Annotated in this window: 16 protein-coding genes; 8 read left to right on the forward strand and 8 right to left on the reverse strand. The window is 63.9% G+C overall.

The features are described 5' to 3' along the window. Nucleotides 1-45 precede the first annotated feature (45 nt). Complete coding sequence (gene purM / locus J2X15_RS00150) at nucleotides 46-1,095, reverse strand: phosphoribosylformylglycinamidine cyclo-ligase (protein ID WP_310338182.1); 1,050 nt, start codon at nucleotides 1,093-1,095, stop codon at nucleotides 46-48. A 132-nt stretch (nucleotides 1,096-1,227) separates the two neighbouring features. Between purM and J2X15_RS00155 the strand changes: the two genes are divergently transcribed. From J2X15_RS00155 to J2X15_RS00180, 6 genes are all read left to right on the forward strand, one after another. Beyond that, nucleotides 1,228-2,307, forward strand: coding sequence for an AI-2E family transporter (locus tag J2X15_RS00155; RefSeq protein ID WP_310338184.1), 1,080 nt, complete (start codon nucleotides 1,228-1,230; stop codon nucleotides 2,305-2,307). A gap of 10 nt (nucleotides 2,308-2,317) precedes the next feature. After that, entirely contained in the window at nucleotides 2,318-3,004 is a 687-nt protein-coding gene (hda, locus tag J2X15_RS00160; protein ID WP_310338187.1) for a DnaA regulatory inactivator Hda, read from the forward strand. Continuing rightward, complete coding sequence (locus J2X15_RS00165; protein ID WP_310338190.1) at nucleotides 3,001-3,687, forward strand: HAD family hydrolase; 687 nt, start codon at nucleotides 3,001-3,003, stop codon at nucleotides 3,685-3,687. Before hda ends, J2X15_RS00165 begins: the two co-directional genes overlap by 4 nt. A 30-nt stretch (nucleotides 3,688-3,717) precedes the next feature. After that, nucleotides 3,718-5,289, forward strand: a complete 1,572-nt coding sequence (pcnB, locus tag J2X15_RS00170; protein WP_310338192.1) for a polynucleotide adenylyltransferase PcnB — start codon at nucleotides 3,718-3,720, stop codon at nucleotides 5,287-5,289. Nucleotides 5,290-5,302: 13 nt separating this feature from the next. Next, nucleotides 5,303-5,770, forward strand: a complete 468-nt coding sequence (gene folK / locus J2X15_RS00175) for a 2-amino-4-hydroxy-6-hydroxymethyldihydropteridine diphosphokinase (RefSeq protein WP_310338194.1) — start codon at nucleotides 5,303-5,305, stop codon at nucleotides 5,768-5,770. Nucleotides 5,771-5,856: 86 nt separating this feature from the next. Then, nucleotides 5,857-7,440: a methyl-accepting chemotaxis protein gene (locus J2X15_RS00180; RefSeq protein ID WP_310338196.1), complete on the forward strand. Its 1,584-nt coding sequence runs from the start codon at nucleotides 5,857-5,859 to the stop codon at nucleotides 7,438-7,440. Between the two features lie 19 nt (nucleotides 7,441-7,459). On the opposite strand, the gene J2X15_RS00185 is transcribed toward J2X15_RS00180, so the two are convergent. From J2X15_RS00185 to J2X15_RS00195, 3 genes are all read right to left on the reverse strand, one after another. Beyond that, nucleotides 7,460-7,918, reverse strand: a complete 459-nt coding sequence (locus J2X15_RS00185) for a RidA family protein (RefSeq protein WP_310338198.1) — start codon at nucleotides 7,916-7,918, stop codon at nucleotides 7,460-7,462. Between the two features lie 65 nt (nucleotides 7,919-7,983). Then, nucleotides 7,984-8,985: a transglutaminase family protein gene (locus tag J2X15_RS00190; RefSeq protein WP_310338200.1), complete on the reverse strand. Its 1,002-nt coding sequence runs from the start codon at nucleotides 8,983-8,985 to the stop codon at nucleotides 7,984-7,986. Continuing rightward, on the reverse strand, nucleotides 8,985-11,624 hold the full coding sequence (locus tag J2X15_RS00195; protein WP_409034227.1) for a circularly permuted type 2 ATP-grasp protein: 2,640 nt from the start codon (nucleotides 11,622-11,624) through the stop codon (nucleotides 8,985-8,987). Before J2X15_RS00195 ends, J2X15_RS00190 begins: the two co-directional genes overlap by 1 nt. 154 nt (nucleotides 11,625-11,778) lie before the next feature. Between J2X15_RS00195 and J2X15_RS00200 the strand changes: the two genes are divergently transcribed. Beyond that, on the forward strand, nucleotides 11,779-12,513 hold the full coding sequence (locus J2X15_RS00200; RefSeq protein ID WP_310338202.1) for a substrate-binding periplasmic protein: 735 nt from the start codon (nucleotides 11,779-11,781) through the stop codon (nucleotides 12,511-12,513). Here the strand turns inward: J2X15_RS00200 and J2X15_RS00205 are convergent. The 4 genes from J2X15_RS00205 to J2X15_RS00220 form a co-directional block, all read right to left on the reverse strand. Next, entirely contained in the window at nucleotides 12,506-13,717 is a 1,212-nt protein-coding gene (locus tag J2X15_RS00205; RefSeq protein ID WP_310338205.1) for an EAL domain-containing protein, read from the reverse strand. The genes J2X15_RS00200 and J2X15_RS00205 overlap by 8 nt on opposite strands. A 25-nt stretch (nucleotides 13,718-13,742) precedes the next feature. Beyond that, a complete protein-coding gene (locus J2X15_RS00210; protein WP_310338206.1) occupies nucleotides 13,743-14,168 on the reverse strand; it encodes a VOC family protein in 426 nt (141 codons plus the stop codon). Nucleotides 14,169-14,203: 35 nt separating this feature from the next. Further along, nucleotides 14,204-14,911, reverse strand: a complete 708-nt coding sequence (locus J2X15_RS00215) for a P-loop NTPase family protein (RefSeq protein ID WP_310338209.1) — start codon at nucleotides 14,909-14,911, stop codon at nucleotides 14,204-14,206. 88 nt (nucleotides 14,912-14,999) lie between these two features. Beyond that, nucleotides 15,000-16,427 (reverse strand): sensor domain-containing diguanylate cyclase, encoded by a 1,428-nt coding sequence (locus tag J2X15_RS00220; RefSeq protein ID WP_310338212.1) that lies wholly within the window; start codon nucleotides 16,425-16,427, stop codon nucleotides 15,000-15,002. A 49-nt stretch (nucleotides 16,428-16,476) separates the two neighbouring features. Here J2X15_RS00220 and J2X15_RS00225 point away from each other — a divergent pair, with 49 nt between their 5' ends. Next, nucleotides 16,477-16,614: a hypothetical protein gene (locus tag J2X15_RS00225; protein ID WP_310338215.1), complete on the forward strand. Its 138-nt coding sequence runs from the start codon at nucleotides 16,477-16,479 to the stop codon at nucleotides 16,612-16,614. Nucleotides 16,615-16,977 lie beyond the last annotated feature (363 nt).

Here is a 16,977-nt window from a genome sequence, read left to right on the forward strand (position 1 = left end):
TACTAGCACGGGGTGGCGCCGGGGCAACAGGCCCCGGGCAAACGGTCAGGCGACGACGACTTGTGCGCCGCTGCCTTGGGGCGCGATCACGCCAATCGTGTACACCGCTTCGCCGCTGGCGCGCAGGGTGGCGGCCGTGGCTTCGGCGTTCGCCGCGTCCACCACCACGACCATGCCAATGCCGTTGTTGAAGGTGCGGTTCATCTCGATGTCATCAATGCCGGCCGTGGCCTGCAGCCAGGCAAACAGCTCGGTTTGCGGCCAGCTGCCCTTTTTCAGGTGGGCGGCCGTGCCTTCGGGCAGCACGCGGGGAATGTTCTCCAGCAGGCCACCGCCAGTGATATGGGCCAGGGCCTTGATGGGGTGGGCAGCCAACGCCGCGAGCACGTTCAGGACGTATAGGCGGGTGGGTTCCATCAGCGCTTGCTTGAAGGGCTTGCCGTCCAGGCTGGCGGGCACCGTGCCAGCTGCTTCGGAGCGTTCGATGCACTTGCGCACCAGGCTGAAGCCGTTGGAGTGCACACCGCTGGAGGCCAGGCCCAACACCACGTCGCCGGGCTTCACATCGGCGCCCGTCAAAATTTTCGATTTTTCGACCGCGCCGACGGCAAAGCCGGCCAGGTCGTATTCGCCGGCGGGGTACATGCCGGGCATTTCTGCGGTTTCGCCACCGATCAGCGCGCAGCCCGACAGCTCGCAGCCCTTGGCAATGCCGCCTACGACGGCCGCGGCAGTGTCAATGTCCAGCTTGCCGCAGGCAAAGTAGTCCAGAAAGAACAGGGGTTCTGCACCTTGCACAAGCACGTCGTTCACGCTCATGGCCACCAGGTCGATGCCCACGGTGTCGTGCATATTCCATTCAAAGGCCAGTTTGAGCTTGGTGCCCACACCGTCGGTGCCGCTCACCAGCACAGGTTCCTTGTAGCGCTTGGGCACCTCAAACAGGGCGCCAAAACCGCCGATTCCGGCCAACACACCCTCGCGCATGGTCTTCTTGGCCAGGGGCTTGATGCGCTCAACCAGCGCGTCGCCGGCAACGATATCGACACCGGCGTCTTTGTAGGAAAGGGGGGTAGGGGAGGCAGATTGGGTCATGGGAAGTGGCTTTGGGGCAGAACAGAGGCAGACCCCGATAGAATTTGCCCAGATTTTAGCTTCGACTGGACAACCCCTTCCGGGAATCGTCAGTGTTCGCTGAAACTGCGTTTTAAGGGTTCACCTCACTCCATGCAATTCACCCCCGCCCAAAAAAGATTCGTCGCCTGGTCCCTGATTGCGGGCCTGGCGGTGCTCGCACTGTGGTTGCTGGCCCCGGTGCTGGCGCCCTTTGTGGTGGCGGCGGTGTTGGCCTATGCGTTGACCCCGTTGGTGGATTGGCTGGACGATGTCGGGCGAGGCCGCGTCCCGCGGCTGGCCGCCGTGGTGGTGGTGGAACTGCTGTTTGTGGTGGTTTTGTTCAGTGTGTTGCTGCTCATCGTGCCGATCTTCGCCAAAGAACTGCCGCTGATGCGCGAGCAATTCCCCGTGCTGCTGGACAGCGTGAACACCACCGTCAAGCCCTGGCTGGCGCAGTGGGGCATCCGTGTCTCGCTGGACGTGGCCAGCATCAAGGGCTTTGTCATGAAGTACCTCAATGCCAATGTGGAGGACGCACTGGGGTCGGTATTAGCCTCCCTCAAACTGGGTGGTAGCGTGGCCTTTGCCATCATCGGCAATGCCATCTTGATTCCCGTGGCGCTGTTTTATCTGCTGATGGATTGGGACCGCTTTGTGAATCAGGTGCGCGATCTGGTGCCCCCACGCATGCGTGCCGGGGTGGACGGTTTCCTGGCCGAGGCGGATGCGGTCCTGGGCCAGTACCTGCGTGGCCAATTGCTGGTGATGGTGATTCTGGCCGTGGCCTACAGCGTGGGCCTGGCCCTGTTTGGGTTGGACCTGGCCTTGCCGATTGGCATCTTCACGGGGCTGGCGATTTCCGTCCCCTACCTCGGCTTTGGCGTGGGGCTGGTGCTGGCCACATTTGCCGGGTTGCTGGAGTTCTCCAGCGGCGGGCTGGTCTACCCCTTGGTCATGGTGGCCGTGGTCTACGGTGTGGGCCAACTGGTGGAGAGTCTGTATCTGACCCCACGCCTGGTGGGCGAGCGCATTGGGCTGCACCCGCTGGCTGTCATTTTTGCGCTGTTGGCGTTTGGGCAGTTGTTTGGCTTTGTGGGCGTGCTGATTGCACTGCCGGCCAGCGCCGTGCTGTTGGTGGCTGTGCGGCGCATGCGCACGGGCTACCTGGCCAGCCGCCTGTATCTGGGATAAAGCCTTGGTAATGCAACAGATTGCGTTGGATATTGGCTTGTCCGCCGGACCGACGGTCACGAATTTCTTCGCTGGCCCTAATGAGGCCGCGCTCAAGCACCTGGAACTGTGGATTGGCGCCAAGGGCAGTGCGCACAACCGCTCGCCCGTTCCCACCTATTTCTGGGGCCCCGAGGGCAGTGGCAAAAGCCATTTGCTCAAGGCTGCGCGCGAGGCGCTGCGCGAGCAGGGCGCCCGCGTGGGCTGGATGGACGCCACGGTGCTGGAGCCCGTCGAATTTGACGAGGGCTGGGCCGCGGTGCTGATGGACGATGTGCATCTGTACACCGCCGAACAGCAGCACATGGCCTTCAACTGGTTTGTGAACGCCCAGACCCACCAGCGCCCGGTGCTGGCAGCGGGTGAGTTGGCCCCGGTGGAACTGAAGCTGCGCGACGACCTGCGCACCCGCCTGGGTTGGGGCCACATCTTTGGCCTGCAATTACTGAGCGAACCCGAGCGCCGCTCGGTGCTGCGCCAGGCGGCGGACGCGCGCGGCGTGTTTTTGAGCGATGAGGTGATGGACTTCATGCTCAATCGCTTCAGCCGCGACCTGGGCAGCCTGATGGAACTGCTGGAACTGATGGACGGCTACGCGCTGCAAACCCAGCGCGCCATCACCATTCCCATGATCAAAGCCATGCTGGACAACCAATGACCCTGAAAAACATTGCCCTTTTTGATTTGGACCACACCCTGATCCCGCTGGATTCGGACTTCGCCTGGGGCGAATTCACGACCGCACTGGGGTGGACGGACGCTGCCAGCTTCCAGCAGCAAAACCACGCGTTCTACGAGCACTACAAGGCCGGTACGCTGGATATCCATGCCTACTGCCGCTTTGCCACAGCGGCCTTGGTGAAGCAGGGCGCTGCAAAATCGATAGCGGCTCACGCAGATTTCATGAGGGCTGTGATCCAAAAGGCCATCCAACCCCAGGCCCTGAAGCTGGTGCAGGACCACCAGGCGGCGGGCGACACGGTAATCATCGTGACCGCCACCAACGCCTTTGTGACCCGCCCCATTGCGACGGCGTTTGGTGTGGAAGACCTGATTGCGGTGGATCTGGTGAAGGACGATGCCCCTGGCGGCACTGGCTGGTACACCGGCGAGATTGCCGGCGTGCCGTCCTTCCGCGAAGGCAAGGTGGCGCGCGTGGACCAGTGGCTCAGCGACCGGGGTCTGGGCTGGGATGCCGTGCACACCACCTTTTATTCCGACTCCATCAACGACGTACCCTTGATGGACAAAGCCAATGTGGCGGTGGCCACCAACCCCGACGCGCGGCTGCGCGCCCTGGCCCAAGAGCGCGGATGGCGCATACTTGACCTCTTTCCCTGACCCGCGGCTCCGACCGCTTGGAACCTTCTCTTGATCAAGAAATTCATCGACAAATTGCTGGGCAAGAGCCCGTCTGCTGCCAGTAAAAAGCCCCAGTTCGGCAAACGCGTGGAAGTCCCCGCCACTGTCCACGGTATCGACCCCCATCTGGTGGACGAACGCGCCATCAACGTCGTGCGCACCCTGCAGCAAGCCGGTTTTGAAGCCTATGTGGTGGGTGGCGCGGTGCGCGACCTGCTGGTCGGCCTGCGCCCCAAGGACTTTGATGTGGCCACCAACGCCACGCCCGAGCAGGTCAAGGGCCTGTTTCGTCGCGCCTTCATCATTGGCCGGCGCTTTCGCATCGTGCACGTGGTCTATGGCCGCGGGCGCGAGCACGAAGTGATCGAAGTCTCCACCTTCCGCGCCTACCTGGACAACGCCGCCGCCGAGCAAGTGGCAGGCAACGAGCGCACCAGCAAGAGCGAGTTGGCCGGCATGAAGCACGCCGTGGACAGCACCGGCCGCGTGCTGCGCGACAACGTCTGGGGGCCGCAAGAAGAAGACGCAGTGCGCCGCGACTTCACCATCAACGCCATGTACTACGACCCCGAGACACAGATCGTGGTCGACTACCACAATGGCCTGAAAGACGCGAAAAGTCGCACGTTGCGCATGATTGGCGACGCCGCCACGCGCTACCGCGAAGACCCGGTGCGCATCATCCGCGCCGTGCGCTTTGCCGCCAAATTGAGCCCGCTGGGCTTCAAGCTGGAGGCCAAAACCTCCGGCCCGCTGATCAAGAGCCAAAGCCTGCTGAACGACGTGCCGCAAAGCCGCCTGTTCGACGAGATGCTCAAGCTGCTGCAAACCGGCCACGCGCTGGCCTCGGTAGAGCAGCTAAAGGCTTTGGGCATGGCCCGTGGCATTTACCCGCTGCTGGATGTGGTGGTGGAGCGTGCCGAGCAGCCCTTTGTGGCTGCCGCCTTGAAGGACACTGACCGCCGCGTGGGCGAGGGCAAGCCTGTGGCGCCCAGCTTCCTGCTGGCCTGCGTGCTCTGGGCCGACGTGCGCGACGGCTGGGCCCAGCGCATCCGCACCGGCCAGCACAGCCACCCTGCGCTGCAGGACGCCATTGAGGATGTGTTCAACGCCCGCATTGGTGATGTGTCGGGCCGCGGCAAGCTGGCTGGTGACATGCGCGAGATCTGGCTCATGCAGCCCCGTTTCGAGAAGCGCGTGGGCAGCACGCCCTTTGGCATGGTGGAACAGCCGCGCTTCCGCGCTGCGTTTGACTTCATGCGCCTGCGCGCCGATGCGGGTGAGATTGACGAGCTGCTGGCCGACTGGTGGCAAGAGTTCAGCATGGCCGACGACGACCTGCGCCAGGACATGGTGGACCAGGTACGCACCGAGCAACAGCAGCGCAAGCAAGCGCCCAAAGTGCACCGTGCACCGGCCAAAGACGCCACCGCGACGATCGCCAAACCCGCCGCTGAGCGGGATGACGCCCCCGAGGCTGAATTTGCGGCTGACACCAGCGATGCCCCCCGCAAACGCCGTCGCCGTCGCCGCTCTGGCGCAGCCAAGGGTGCGGGCGAAGGTTCTGGCGGCGCCGAGTAAACAGGCGACGGCCATGCGCGCTCCGGTGCTGGCTTACATCGGCCTGGGGGCCAACCTTGGGGACCCGGTGCTGGCCTTGCAACTGGCGCTGCGCGCCCTGGCGGCCGTGCCCCAGCTCATGCTGACCCAGCACTCCCGGCTCTACGGCAGCGCACCCATAGATTCCAGCGGCCCCAACTATGTGAACGCGGTGGCAGAGGTGTCCACCACCCTGACGGCTCCCGAGTTGCTGCATGCACTGCAGCAGTTGGAGTTGCAGGCCGGGCGCGAGCGCCCCTACCGCAACGCCCCCCGTACGCTGGACCTGGACCTGCTGCTGTACGGCAGCGCCTCCATCAGTAGCCCTGCGCTCACCGTGCCGCACCCGCGCATGCAGGAGCGGGCCTTTGTGCTGCGCCCGCTGGCCGACATTGCTCCGGCGCGGGTCGAAGCGACAGCCTTGGCCCGCGTCCAAGACCAAGCCCTGTGGCACCTGACCTAGGTGGCGTCAGGGTAAATCCCGTTGTTTCTCCTGTCTGTGGTCACGGTTGCCGTGATTTAATTACAGAATAATTAAAGGAGATTGGAATGCGTTTTGACCGACTGCGTTTGGCCACCAAGCTGTGGTCGGCCATGGGGGTGATGGTGCTGCTGTTGGCCGCCATCATCGCGTTCACCGCCCTGCAGTCCCGCAAATCCCGCGAAGCCTATGGCATGGTGAATGCCGCCATGGTCGCCCAGATCAAGGCGGCCAACCAATGGGCGGCGCTGGTGGACGTGAACGCCACGCGAGCCTATGCCGTGGTGGTGTCGGTGGACCCCGGTGTGGCGAAAGCCTTCCGCGAGGAAATCGCCCAAGGCAATACCAAAATTGACGAGCTGCAGAAGGCTATTGAGGCGGCCGACCCGACCGAGGCCGACAAGGCCCAACTCGCCAAGATTGTGGAGCTGCGCAAGCAACTGGCCGACCTGACCAACCAGACCGCGCTGCTGAAGGTGACCAAGCCCGCCGAAATGGGCGCCTTTGTGGAGACCCAATACCGCCCAGCGGTGCTGGCGCTGCAAAAGGCGCACCAGGACTTTGTGGCCATGCAGGACCGTGCCAACGATGCCCTGCGCGACAATTTTGAGTCCGAAGGGCGCAAGCTCATCGCGATGTCCAGCCTGGGGCTGGTAGTTCTGATCAGCGGCATATTGGTGGGCGCCGGGTTCCTGATCCGCTCGATCAAGAAGCCCCTGCTGCAGGCCAACGACCTGGCCGCCCGTATTGCCGAGGGCGACCTCAGCGGTCATGTGGACGAAACCCGGGCTGACGAGTTTGGTGATCTGATGCGTTCGCTGGCCGCCATGAACCGCTCGCTGGGACTGATGGTCTCGCAGGTCCGCCACAGCACCGACAGCATTGCCACCGCCAGCACCGAGATTGCCTCTGGCAACAACGACCTGGCCCAGCGCACCGAGCAAACCTCGAGCAACCTGGCGTCTACCGCATCGAGTATGGACAGCCTGACCCACGCCGTGCGAATGAGCTCAGACAACGCCCACCAGGCCGCCACGCTGGCTGCCAATGCCTCCAACGTAGCCCAGCGCGGGGGGGAGGTGGTGTCGCAGGTGGTCAGCACCATGCAGCAGATTGACGCTAGCAGCAAGAAGATCGCCGACATCATCAGCGTGATTGACGGAATCGCCTTTCAGACCAACATCCTGGCGCTGAATGCCGCTGTGGAAGCCGCGCGGGCCGGTGAGCAAGGCCGCGGTTTTGCGGTGGTCGCCTCGGAGGTGCGCTCATTAGCGGGCCGCAGTGCGGAAGCCGCCAAAGAGATTAAGGGCCTGATTGGTACATCGGTTGAGAAGGTTGAATCCGGCACCAAGCTGGTGACCGATGCGGGTGCCACCATGCAGGAAATTGTGCAAAGCGTGCGCCGCGTGGTGGATGTGATTGGCGAAATCACCGCGGCCTCCAGCGAGCAGAGCGCGGGCATTGCCGAGGTGAACCAGTCGATTGGGAATCTGGACCAGATGACGCAGCAGAACGCTGCGCTGGTGGAGGAGAGTGCTGCCGCGGCCGAAAGCCTGCGCGACCAAGCCGCCCAACTGGCCCAGGCGGTGGCCGTGTTCAAGGTGGCACCCAGCCTGGGCACTACCCACGGCTCGGCGCTACTGTTGAACTAATTCGCGGGTTGGCGGGCTGTTACGCCACTTCGGCGATCAGCTCGATTTCCACACACGCGCCCATGGGGATCTGCGCCACGCCAAAGGCGCTGCGCGCATGCGCACCCACCTGCGGGCCAAACACTTCGCCCAGCAGCTCGCTGCAGCCGTTGGTCACCAGGTGCTGCTCGGTGAAATCACCCGTGGAGTTGACCAGGGACATGACCTTGACGATGCGCTTGACGCGGTTCAGGTCGCCCACGGCGGCGTGCAGCGTGCCCATCAGGTCGATGGCGATGGCGCGCGCGGCGGCCTTGCCTTCTTCGGTCGTGGTGTTCTTGCCCAGTTGGCCCACCCAGGGCTTGCCGTCTTTTTTGGCGATGTGGCCGCTGATAAACACCAGGTTGCCGGTTTGCACAAAAGGCACATAGGCCGCAGCGGGCACAGCCACGGGTGGCAGGGTGATATTCAGGGCGGTGAGTTTGTCGTAAATGCTCATGGTGTTTCCTGTCGTTAGGTATAAAAAGTGCTTCTAGCCCCCGTGGGCATTGTGCAAGCAGCTACTTAATTAATAGCGCCCTGGCTTTGGTTCTGACCACCACCCTGGGACTGGCTTTGCCCCTGGCTTGGTGTCTGCGCAGCCATGGCCGCGGGCTCCGAGCGGCTATTGTCGCTGCGTATTTCTTCCACCGTCACACCCACAGTGAGCGTGTGGCTGGCGCCGCCGTGGATCACGCCGCGCAGCGGCGACACATCGCCAAAGTCCCGCCCGGTGGCCACGGTCACGTAGTCCACGCCCGGCGCATTCCAGCCCCAGCGGTTGTTGGTGGGGTCCAGGTCCACCCAGCGCTGGCCTTCAGGCAGGTCGCCCACATAAACGCTCACCCAGGCGTGCGAGGCATCACTGCCCACCAGCTTCACTTCGCCCGGTGCGGGCTGGGTCAGCAGGTAGCCGCTCACGTAGCGCGCAGGCAGGCCCATGCTGCGCAGGCAGGCCAGCATGATGTGGGCAAAGTCCTGGCACACGCCCTTGCGCTGTTCCAGCGCCTGCAGCGCGGGGGTGTTGATCTGGGTGCTCTCGCTTTCGTAAATGAAGTCGGCGTGGATGCGTTCCATCAGGTCCACCGCCACCGCCAGCACACTGGCGCCTGAGACAAAGCTGGGCCTTGCGTAGCCGGAAAACTCCTGGCGGCGCGGCACAAAGGGCGAGGCGAAGACGAATTCAGAGGCCGCCTCAAACGGTGTGTGGGCCTGGTAGCGCAGCCGGTCGCGCAGCTGCTCCCAGGGCTGCTCGCTTTCGGGCTGGTCGTGGGTGGCCGTGGTCACCAGGCTTTGGGCCTTCACCTCCAGCACGGTGTGCGGCACCTGCAGGGAGAAAAACACGCGTGCGTTGCCATACACGTCCACCGTGCTGCGCTGCTGCGCGGGCAGCGGGCTGATGGTCAGGCTGTGGCTCAGCAGATTCTGGCTGGCGTGGCGCAGCGGTTGCAGGTAGGCCACGTGCTGCGCCGTTTCGACGGCCGGCTGGTAGTCGTAGCGGGTGTTGTGGGTGACTTGCAGCAGCATCAGGTGCCCACGCTGTGTTTGGTTTGGCCCGAGTGGGTGAAGTAGGTGGTGCTGATGTCTTCGGACACGTCAAAAGCACAGTCACTCAAATCTTCCAGCAGCTCGCGCAGTGCCGGTGCGCTGGGCTCGCCCTCGGGCGTCTCGCATAGGTAGGCCAGGTCCCAGGTGTCGGGGTTGGGCACCTGCAGCGACATGGTGCTGAGCTCACCGGCCGGACTCTGGGCCAGCTTGGCCAGGCGCCCGCGCAGCGTGTGGGCCACCCAGGCCAGCGATCGGGGGTTGTCGCGGTCCAGCACCAGCAGGTCGGTCAACGCGGCAATGTCGCGGCTTTGCTGGTACTGGGCGTGGAAGGTGATGGTGCTGTCAAACAGCGTGAGCAGGGCCTCAAAGCCGCCGTCGGTGTCCACTGCGCCGGTCTCAAAACTGCGCGCCAGTGCGCTGGCCAGAAAGTGCAGCCGTTCCACATGGCGGCCAATGCTGAGCAGGCGCCAGCCGTCGTCACGCGTCATGCGGTCGGTCTGCGCGCCCGTGATGGCGGCCAGCTGGTCGCTCACTTCGCCCAGCACGCGCAGGGCCTGTGCGGGCGAGTAGTCGCCCTGGGCGGCCAGGCGCGCGCATTGGGAAAACAGCTCTTCCTCGGTGCGCACGATGGTATGCCAGTGTTCTTGCGAGAGTCGCTCGCGCACCGTGGCGGCGGCCATCTTCAGGGCGCGCACATTGAACCCCACGCTGGTGGCGCCTTCGGCCGAGGCCAGGCTGGCGATCAGCGTGCGCTCGAACACGCGGCGCGCCTGCACAGCCGACGGCGTGCCGGGCAGCACCAGGGTGTTGGCCACCGCCTGTTGCGACAGCCATTGCAGCAAGGGCGCCGAGGTCTGGTTCTCGCCACCCAGGCATTCCAGCGTCAGGCGGGCCAGGCGCAGGGTGTTCTCGGAACGTTCGGTGTAGCGGCCCAGCCAGTACAGGTTTTCGGCCGCGCGACTGGTCACCAGGCGCTTGCGTTGGGCCAGCACGGCGGGGGTCAGCGCCGTGGGCAGCAGGGTGGTGGTGTCTACCTCGCCATTGGTCAGGGCCCAGACATCGGCACTGCTGCCGCCGCGCTGCATGCTGGCAATGTCAGCCGTGGTACCGGCCACGCGGGCCAGGCCTCCGGGCAATACGCGCCAGTGGGGTCGGCCGACAGCGTCCAGCCCGTCGGACACGGCAAACACCCGTAACAACACCGAGCGTGCCACCATGGCGCCGCGCTGGCCAGAGCCTGCGCTGTGCCAGGTGGGCATTTGTGAGAGCGGCATGTAGGCCTGCACCGTGTGGTCCTCGCTCTGGCGCATGATGCGGCCGGCCCAGGCGTCCAGCGCGGTCTGGCCCAGGCTGTGGCCGATGACGGACTCAAAACTGGTGTGGATGGCCGAGCCCGGGTAGGTGGGCTTGATGGTGTGCTCGCGCAGGCGGGCCAGGGCGTCTTCCATGGCGCTGCGCTCGCCGCACCACCAGGTGGACAGGGCGGGCAGGCTCAGCTCTTCGCCCAGTGCGTGGCGGGCCAGCGCCGGCAAAAAGCCCAGCAGCGCGGGGGATTCGAGGAACGCTGAGCCCGGTGCATTGGCCACCAGCACATTGCCTGCGCGTATGGCCTGCAACAGGCCAGGCACGCCCAGCGTGGAGTCGGGGCGCAGCTCCAGCGGGTCCAGGTACTGGTCGTCGACACGCTTGAGCAGGCCGTGCACCGGCACCAGGCCGCGCAGCGTGCGCAGGAACAGGCGTTCGTCGCGCACGATGAGGTCGCTGCCTTCCACCAGGCTCAGGCCCAGGTAGCGGGCCAGGTAGGCGTGCTCGAAATAGGTTTCGTTGTAGGGGCCGGGTGTCAGCAGGGCGATGTGGGCATCGGCGCCGGCCGGGCAGTGGGCCTTGAGGCTGTCCATCAGTGCGCGGTAGGTGCCGGCCAGGCGTTGCACCTTTAGCGCGTGGAAGGCCTGCGGAAACTGGCGCGACACGGCCAGCCGGTTCTCCAGCAGGTAGCCCAGACCGCTGGGGGCCTGGCTGCGCTGGCCCACCACCCACCAGTTGCCGTCGGGGCCATGGGCCAAGTCAAACGCGGCCACATGCAGGTGGCGCCCACCTACCGGGCGCACTCCGGCCATGGGGCGCAGGTAGCCCGGGTGGCCATGCACCAAAGCGGGGGGCAGCAGGCCCCGGGCGAGGTAGGTTTGGGGGCCGTACACATCGGCCATCACGGCCTCCAGCAGGCGCATGCGTTGTTGCACTCCGGCTTCGATGTGCTGCCAGCTGGGGGCGTCCACCACCAGGGGGAAGAGGTCCAGCGACCAGGGGCGTTGTGGGCCTTCGGCATCGGCGTAGACGTTGTAGGTCACGCCGTTGTCGCGGATCTGGCGTTGCAGACTGGCGGCGCGGGCGTCCATGTCGGTGCCACTCTGGGTTTCCAGATTTTCAAAGAATTGGCTCCAAGCCCCCGTGAATTCTGCGCCAGCAGCTATTGAATTCGTAGCGCTTTCAGGCGGGGCAGAGGCCGGGTTGCTGGCTTTGGGCGTGGTGCTGCCGCGCAGTTCGTCGTAGTGCGTGGCCGCAGCCGTGCTACCGCGGGCGCTGGACAGCACGTCGTTGGGGTGGGACACAGGGTCCACAGGGCGGGAATCAGAAGAGGAAATCACTGGCCAGAGTATGCCAGCGCAAGGGGCTTGGCACCGCCCGGGGGAACGCAAGCCCCGTGCCTAGCCGATTCCCCCAAAAGGGCGCTACCATGGTGTCAAAAGCCGGGTATTTAACGTTGGAGACCATATGGCACGTATGTGGCGAACCTTGGTCGCATGGGGGCTTGTGCTGAGCCTGTGGGGCAGTCTGGCACCGCAGGCGCTGGCCGCCGATTACAAAATGTCCACCTTGGAGTGGGCCCCCTACACAGGCGCCGCGCTGCCCGGCCAGGGCTTTGTGTCGGCCACCATTGCCGATGCCTTGAAGGTCACCGGAACCTCGGTGGAAATCCAGTTCTTCCCTTGGTCGCGTGCCGTTCGCTTGGTGGAGACCCATTCACGCTATATCGGCTTTTTTCCGGCCTACTACTCGCGTGAGCGCGCTAGCCAATACCTGTTTTCCGAGCCCATAGGGCGCAGCACCATGGTGTTTCTGGAGCGGGTCGACAACCCGGTGAAATGGACCAGTTACGACGACCTGCAGGGCCGTCACATTGGCGTGGTGCGTGGCTTTGTGAACACTGAAGAGCTGGACTCCCGTATTGCCCAAAAAAAGGTGCTGGCCGAAGAGGTGCCTGATGACCGCAGCAACATCCTGAAGCTGGCGGCGGGCCGGCTGGAGTTGGTGGTGATTGACAGCCACGTGTACCAACATCTGGTGCGCACCGACCCCGAGATTGGCCGTGCAGCCCTGCAGTTGCAAACCAATGCCAAGGTGTTGGACGTCAAGAATCTGTATGTGTGCTTTCAGCGCACCCCGGAGGGCGAGAAGGCCCTGCGCGCGCTGAACACTGGTCTGCGCAAGGTGCGCCCGACTATGTAGGCGTGCCAGCGCCCAGCAGGTCTTGCAGGGGCAGGGGCCGGGCGTAGTGGTAGCCCTGGCCATAATTGCAGCCCATGCTGGCCAGCATGGCGCCAGTCTTGGCGTCTTCAATGCCCTCGGCCACGGTGGCAATGCCTAGCAAGCGCGACAGCTCCAGTGCCGATTTGATGATCTGGAAGCTGCGCTCCGAATCGTGCATTTGTGCCACAAAGGCCCGGTCGATCTTGATGGCGGTGAAGGGCAGGGTCTGCAGGTAGTCCAGCCCGGCGTAACCGGTGCCAAAGTCGTCTAGCGCAATACCCACGCCCATGGTGCGCAGCTGCGCAATAGCGCTGGAGACTAGCTCCACACTGCTGATGATCACAGTCTCGGTCAGCTCGATGCGCAGCTCCGACGCCGCGATGTGCGAGCTGGCAATGCAGTCGCGAATGCTCTCCACGATGCCGGGGTTGCACAGCTCGGGTGCGGACAGGTTGACACTGATGAACGGCGCGCCCTGTGAAGTCGCCGCACAGCGCTGGCGTAGCAGCGGCCAGTCGGTGGTGGCCCGTTTGAGTACCCACTGGCCGATGCGGTGCACCAGACCGGTTTTTTCGGCCAGCGGAATGAATTCGTCGGGCCGCACTACACCCAGCTGCGGGTGGCGCCAGCGCACCAGGGCCTCAAACCCCGCCAGCGACCCATCGACCAGCCGCACGATGGGTTGGTAGTACAGATCCAGCTGGCCGCGGTCTATGGCGTCTGACAGGTCGTGCGCCAGCGAGAGCGTGCGCACTGCTGCGGCATGCAGGTCGGTGGGAGGTGACGGTTCAGCCAGCGCGGGTATTTGCGCGGCGGACGCAGCGGCATCGCCCTGGGTTTTGTTGCGAAAGCGCTCCAGCAGCAGGCGCAGCAGGTACTGGATCACCGGATCGGCCCGGCCCAGCAGCTCTTCCACATGGGTGCGGTCTATGCGAATCAGGGTGGTGGGAATGAGTGCGCGCACCGTGGCGGTACGGGCCTGGCGGTCCAGCAGGGCCACCTCGCCAAACATGGCGCCTTGGGCCAGTACGGCCACGCGCTGCTGGTTCGGCTGGTGGCCGACCAGCACTTCCACACAGCCCGACTCGATCACATAGGCAGATTCACCAGCGTCCCCCACGCTGAACACGGTGACACCGGCATCAAACACTTCCCGGCCGAATTCGCTGATCGAAGTTTCCATGGGGGCGCCTGTTCAGAGAGGGGACTTATTTAGCAAACAACTGGCCAATGTCCTTGAAGGCCTTGAATTCCAGCGCGTTGCCGCAGGGGTCCAATAAAAACATAGTGGCCTGTTCACCCACTTGGCCCTGGAAGCGGATGCCGGGCTCCAGCACAAAGGCCGTGTGGCGGCTTTTCAGCCGTTCGGCCAGGGCGTGCCAGGTGTCCCAGGCCAGCACCACGCCAAAGTGCGGCACCGGCACATGGTGGCTGTCCACCTCGTTGGTGTGGGCGTGGGTTTGCGAGTCGTTCTTGGGCGCCAGGTGGATCACCAACTGGTGGCCGAAGAAATTGAAGTCCACCCACTGGGCGCTGCTGCGGCCTTCTGCACAACCAAACACCTCGCCATAAAACTGGCGGGCGATAGCCAGGTCATACACGGGAATGGCCAGGTGAAAAGGCTGCAACGACATCGGCGGGCTCCCTGAAAACAATGCTTGCCCGAATGCTAACCCAGCGGCAGCGCGTCCAGTGTGGCATAGGTGGTTTTGAGCCAGGTTTTGACACGCTGGCGCTCCAGCATTCCCAGGCCGTCTTCGCCGCCCTTGTGGGTGATGGCGGCCCAGAAGCTGGCGTTCTGCCGGTCGATCTTGCGCATGCTGGCCTCGTGCAGCTGGCCCAGCGAGACCACATGCCCGCCCAGTGCCACGGCCTTCTTGAGGGCGGCGGAGTCTTGCAGCTGCGAGAAATCTGTGCCACGGCCCAGGTTCTTCACCACGATGTAGTTGGGCCCGGGGCCATAGGTGGCGACCAGCCGGTCCAGCAGGTCTACCGAGTCTTTGCCCGCGTCAGCCACGTGCCAGAAATTGACCGTGACGCCCAGGCTGGCCATTAGCGAGACCAGGTCCGAGTCTTTCACCCAGCGTGCCAGCGGCAGCGCGGTTTGCGCGGCTAGGTCCACGATCACGTTGGGGTAGGTGCCTTCGATGGGCTCGTCCTCAAACACGCCGGCTACCAGGTCCAGGCCTTCGTAGGTGTCCACCACCACGGGGGCGGCGTAGTCGGCATAAAAACGGGTGAACGAGTTGTGCGAGCGGTCGGTGTCAAAGCCCGTGAAAGCGCGACCCTGGTCGATGAAGTACTGCGCCAGCACGCGGGCTACCACCGATTTACCCACCCCGCCTTTTTCGCCGCCGATGAAGTTGATTGAGGGCATGTGTGTTTTCCTTGCAAAGCCCTGAGTATGCAAGTTGCGTGCAAAGGCGGCGTGACAGTCCCGTCGACAAGGGGCCCCAGCTATCTGCCTAGGCGCAAACGACGCGGTTGCGACCCAGGTTTTTCGCCTGGTACAGGCAGGCGTCTGCCGCGCCGATCAGCTGCTGCGCGGTCATATCCGCTTGCGGCATCAGCATGGCCACGCCACAGCTGGTGCTTACATGCGACCCGATGGAGGAGCGTTCGTGCGGAATGTGCTGGTGGCTCACCGCCTCGCGCACGGCTTCTGCGATGCGGGCGCCGCCGGCCAGGTCGGTGTCGGGAAGGATGAGTGCAAACTCTTCACCGCCGTAGCGCACCGCCTTGTCGGCAGGGCGTTTGCAGCACGACTGGATAGCCGCCGCGACTTGCCGCAGGCAGGCATCGCCAATCTGGTGGCCGTAATGGTCGTTGTAGGCCTTGAATTGGTCCACATCGCACATGATCAGTGCCAGCGTGCGGTTGTAGCGTTTTGCCACGGCGATTTGTTCGGACAGGTACTCATCGAAGAAACGCCGGTTGGCCAGTTCGGTCAGCCCGTCGTGCCGGGACAGATGCGTCAATTGCTTGTTGGCAGCGCTCAGGGCCGCAGATAGCTGAACCAGCTGGGCGTAGTGCTTGCCATCTTCGATGAGCAACACGATGAGCAAAAAGCTGGCGGCCAGCAGGCCGTAAATACGGCCCACATACCAGCCCAGGTCGTAGCGGCCCGTGTTGAGCAGTGCGGCCAGGGCGATGTCGAATAGCCATACGCACATCACCACCATCAGCCAAACATCGAGCACGGTATGGGGCTTGCGCCGCCACAGCATGAACAGGGCCAGCCAGCTGAACGCCCAGACCCCCAACAGGGCGAGGTGGCCCAGATCGGTGGTCCGGTTGCCGTTGAGAAACTCGGGGAGATAGGCCTGTCCCCCGACGGCAAACACGGTATAGGCCAGCACCAGGGCCAGCACCCCGCCGGCAGTCCGCAGAATCGCGGCACGCGTCTTTTGGCGTGCCGCAGGGCTGGGCAGCGGGAGGACGGGGGTTGCACGCTTGGCCTGGAAGCGGGTGTAGGCCATGATGAACAAGGGAAAGCCCACGTGCCAGAACATGTACATGGCCGAGGTGGTTTGCGGGCCAGCCCCCATCAGACCGGGCGGCGCAAACAGGCCGGGAAAAATCACGGCATAGGCAGCGGTAATGCTCGCCGTGAACAGGTACCCGCCGGCCATGATCAGCAAGGCCTTGGACCGCAACACGCTGAACTGCCCGAACAACAGGGCCGCAGTGATCAGGTCGCAGATCACCAGCCAGGACACATAAATGGGGATGAAGGCCGGAAACTGGGCCAAGGGTGTGCGGGCGAACGGTACTGCACAGAAGAAAAAGAGAGCCGACACCAGTACGGCAATCAGTGCATACCGGTTTTCGCGGCGCCCAGCGGGTTTGGTCGAGAGGAACGCCCAGCTCTCGGTGGTCAGGTCAACTTGCATGCTTCTATCTCTAATTCTCAGCTTTTGTAGCTGTTCCAACGGGTGACGCATGTTAAACCGTCTGGTTACCCGCGTCGATAGGGACATGTGGTTGGCTGGCGCCCATGCTGCTGCTGCCATCTTTCACCACTTGGTGCGCAAGGACGGCGTGCTTCTGGCGATGAAGCCCAAAATGGGCCGTCGCTGAGCGGTTACCGGAAAAGCATCAACAGTGCGGTCACGCATGCGCTCGCGGACAGCGACGCAAAGAACCAGACGGCTGTATATGCCAATACCGTGCATGCCGTGTCAGCCGCCGAATGGGGAACGCGAATGCCGATATTCATGGTTACACCCTTGCAAGAAAGATATTAATTTCCTGCTGACGGTACGTCAGACCGGCGCTGGGCTCTGTGCGCTAAGCCACATTGCCCGCCTTTTGCCTTGTTTTATCTGCCAGAAGCCATGGGGCAGTTGCGAGAGGCCTGTTGCTTCGTAGGTGTCTCGCTGCCAGGCGCGACGGGCTTCTTTTTAGTGAACTTCAGCGCCGCTTCCGCCAACTTCTGCTTGC

The sequence above is a fragment of the Rhodoferax saidenbachensis genome (assembly GCF_031457975.1).
Classification (GTDB): Bacteria; Pseudomonadota; Gammaproteobacteria; order Burkholderiales; family Burkholderiaceae_C; genus Allorhodoferax; species Allorhodoferax saidenbachensis_A.